At 77.4% G+C, this 3,862-nt stretch carries 1 protein-coding gene and 1 pseudogene; both read right to left on the bottom strand.

From position 1 onward, the window contains the following. Positions 1-1,128 (bottom strand): annotated as a pseudogene (locus tag NBW84_RS23075) (beta-ketoacyl synthase); the annotation flags it as partial. A 76-nt stretch (positions 1,129-1,204) separates the two neighbouring features. Next, positions 1,205-3,862: SDR family NAD(P)-dependent oxidoreductase (locus NBW84_RS23070; RefSeq protein ID WP_250287363.1), on the bottom strand; the 2,658-nt coding region annotated here is incomplete at its 5' end.

The raw sequence follows: 3,862 nt of genomic DNA, 5'->3' as shown, positions 1-3,862 counted from the left end.
GCCCTGGGCCAGGGCCGCCTCGACCAGCCCGGTAGCCGCCGTCAGGCCCGCGGCCACGGCGCCCGGCCGCAGCCCGGCGCGCAGCGCTCCGTGGCCCCAGGCGCCGCCGCGCACGTCCAGGCCGTCCACCCAGCTCAGCAGCGGCCCGGGGGCCCCGGTCCGCGGCAGCGCCAGGCGGACCGCCGGGTTGGCGCCGTCCTGGTCGTAGGCGGCACCGAACACGCTCGCAATCGCCCCCTCGGTGAGACGGGCGAGATCGTCGGCGTCCAGCCGGCGCCGGTCGCTGCGCGCGAGCGGTTTGAACGCCGCCTCCGCGGACACCCGGATGGGCGCGGGTGCCACGGACGGCCGCGACAACACGCTCGGCCGCCCGCCGGCCACCTCGAACACCTCGGCGGCGACCGGAGCCGGGGCCGGGGCCGAGGCCGCGTCATCCTGGTGGGGACCCCCCTGCGCGCCCCGCGGGAGAACACTCTCCCGGGCAGCGGGCAGGGCTGGCCGGGCCGGGCCCGCCTGGCCGCCGGACACCGCCGGAGCGGGCGCCGGGCTCGCCGGGTCCGCCGGGCTCGCCGAGTCCGCCTGGTATGCCGAGTCCGCCTGGTATGCCGAGTTCACCGGCTGCCCGGACGCCGCGAGCGCCGCGAGCACCCGGTTCTGCACGCTCGCCTGGGCGCGCAGGGCGCTGGCGTGCGCGGCCACCACGACAGCCCGCACCTGCCGGGCGATCGAGGCCGCATGCTCGGCCGGTTCCCGCTCGCCGACGGGCACCACGGGAGAACCGCCGGGGACGGGTGGCCGGCGGGTGAAGCCGGTCCCGTCCGTGCTCCCGCCGGCCGACAGCGGCGAAGGCCCGGGCGGGCCGCCGAGACCGCTCTCACCCACAGTCACCGCAGCCGGCTCCGGGGACGGCTGGGCCGGGCCGGCAGGGCCGCCTCCGCCAGCGTCCCCGCCGGCCGGGCCGGGCGAAAGACCGGGTGCGCCGGTCGGGCCAGCCGCGCCAGCCCCGCCATCCCGGGCGGTGCCAGCCGACCACCGGGTGGGGTCAAAGGGCTCACCGTCGAACTCCAGGGCGTCGATCTCCAGGGCGTCGACGTCCACCACCTGGGACGCCACCTGCTCCGCTGTCATCGCCTGTCCTCCGTCGGTCTGGTCGAACCGGCTCGTGCGGGACGGACGGGGCCGGGGTGCGTCAGCGGCCGTACGGTCACGCCCCCTCCCCCGGCAGCCACCACCGCACGGCCGCGGCGAACTTCGCGGCCATGTCGGGAGTCCCGATCATCGACACGTCGCGCAGGCGCTGGAGCACACGCCCGCCGGGGCCACTGGCGGTCACCGTGACCGTGATGGAGGACGCGGCCCGCCGGACGTCGTCCAGGACGACGACGAACGGCTCCCCGTCCGGCAGCGGGGCGAAGTACTCCCAGCGCTCGACGGCCAGCGGCAGGCAGGCCAGGCCCGTCAGCCACCGGCCCAGCACCGACGGGCCGTGCAGCAGGATGTCGGCGAGCACCGGGCTGTGCAGTGCGCCGGCGAACGCCCCGTCGGCGATGGCCTGGTCGGCCAGCCGGCACTCCAGCACGACCCGGTCGTCCCGGCGCCGCAGGATGCGGCGGATGCCCTGCAGGGCCGGGCCGTGGAACAGGGTGCCCCCGGTGTAGATCTCCACACCGTCCTCGGGGCCGCTGCCCACCGCCTCCGCCGGCGGGGCGACCGGCGCGGCGGGCGGAGCCTCGGCCAGCACGAACGTGCCGACATAGTGCGAGACAGGCCGGCTGTTGCCAGCTCCGCCGCCGCTGCCGCTGCCGCCGGCGCCGGCGCTCGCGGAGCGGACGGCGGCCCGCACCGTCAGCCGGCCGTCCCGGGCCTCGGCCAGCGGCACCTCGACCTGGTACGCGCGGCTGTGCACGCCGTCGAACACGATCCCCTTGTGCACCTCGAAGCCGCTGGCCTCGATCACCTGGAGCCCTGGGTGGGCGCGTTCGAGCACGTTGACCAGCCAGCCGAGCCCGAACGTGGCGGGCAGGACGGGAAAGGCGTCGATGCGGTGCGCCTGGAGCACCTCGGTGTCCTCGATGCCGGTCAGCTCGCGCCCGGCCGTGAAGGCCCGGCCGGGACGCGGGCCACTACCGTCGGTGAGCGCCTTGCGCTGGCCGACCAGCACGCACACGTCGTCGACGCGCTCGGGGCCGAACTGCTCCACGAACAGCCGCGCGCCCGTCTCGGGTGCCAGCAGCTCGACGCCGCGGGCGTGGAAGAGCTCCCGCAGATCGGCGGCGACCATCCCGCCGTCCCAGGCGCCCCAGTCGATGGCGGTGACGTGACGCTCGGGACGCTCCCGCTTCAGGCTGGCCGCGACCCGGCACAGCGCCTCGTTCGCGGCGGCGTAGTCGGCCTGGCCGGCGTTGCCGAACAGCCCGGCCACCGAGGTGAACAGGACGACGTGGCGGACCGGCGCGCCGTCGAGCGCGTCCAGGACGTTGCGCAGGCCGGCGAGCTTCGGGGTGAAGACCCGGCGGACGTCGTCGGGCGTCTTGGTGCGCACGAGCCCGTCCGCGAGGGTTCCCGCGCCGTGCACCACGCCCGTGACCCGGTCGCGGTGCGCCGCGAGCGCGTCCTGCACGGCGGCGGCGTCGCCGACGTCCACCTGCAGGTAGCTGGCCGCCGGGACGGATCCGCTCCCGGCCAGGGCGTCGAGCGTCGCGCGGATCTCACGCTGGGCCTGGATGTCGCGCAGGACGGCGTCGACCTGCCGCGGCGTCGGCGGCCTGCCGCCACCGGCCCCCAGGGCGGCGATCGCCGCGCGCTTGAGGCCGTCGTCGGCCACGCCCACGGCCCAGTCCGGCTCCGCGGTGAGCGCCGTGCGCCCGAGCAGCAGGAACTCCACCTGGCCGTGCTCACCGAGCGCCCGCACACAGGACGCCGTGACCCCTCGCGCCCCGCCCGTCACCACGAACACGTCGCCAGCGCCGACCGTGGGCACCGACGGCACCGCACCGCCCGTGCCGGCCGCGTCTGCGCCAGCCGCGGTGGACGCGCCGGCCGCGGTGGACGCCCGCGGCGACCCGTACGGCGCGGGGATCACGGTCCACCGGCGGCGGGCGGCGTCGACCCCCACCTCCAGGGTGTCCGTGGCCGCGTCCGCGATCTCGTCCAGCAGGACGGCGAGCGCGTCGTCGTCGCCGAGCACCGGGTCGATGTCGAGCGCGCGGGAGAAGATCGACGGTTCCTCGTGGGCGAGCGTCTTGACCACGCCGCCGACCCCGCCGAGCAGCGCTTCGGCGGCCTGGCGCCCACCGCGGTGACCGAGGCCGCCGTCGAGGCGGGTGACGGTCACGAAGGCGGCCCGGTCACCGGAGCGGGCGGCCGTGGCCAGCGGCACGCTGGCGTGCTTGGCCACCAGCACGGCGTCGGCAAGCTGCCGGACGCTGTCGTCCCAGGCGTCCTGCCGGGCGCTGTCGTCCCTGGTGCTGTCGCTCCCCCCGAGAACGGTGAGGAAGAGGTCGATCCTGCCGGTCGCGCCCAGCGCGCCGGTGACCGCCTCGGAGAGCCGGCGCTCGACGGCCTCGCCGTCCCATGCGGTCAGGCCGGATGGCCGGTCCCCGCCGGAGGCCGGCAGGCTCACCCGTGTCACCGTCCAGCCGGCCCGCTCGAGACCCGCCGCGAACGCCTCGCCTGCCCGTTCTTCGGAGCGGACGACGACGGCTACCGGGCCGGCCGGGTAGGGCTGTTCGATCCGGTCGACCGGGGGCAGCCCGACGAGCTCGACGGGGTGCCGCGCGGCCCGCTCGGCGGGCGGGGCCTGTTCCTCGGCGGACGGGGCCGCGGGCGTCTCCGTGGCGGCTGCCTGTGCCGGGGCAGGCGC

The organism is Protofrankia sp. CiP1_Cm_nod2, assembly GCF_920664355.1.
Lineage (GTDB): Bacteria > Actinomycetota > Actinomycetes > Frankiales > Frankiaceae > Protofrankia.
This window is presented reverse-complemented; position numbering and strand designations above follow the sequence as displayed.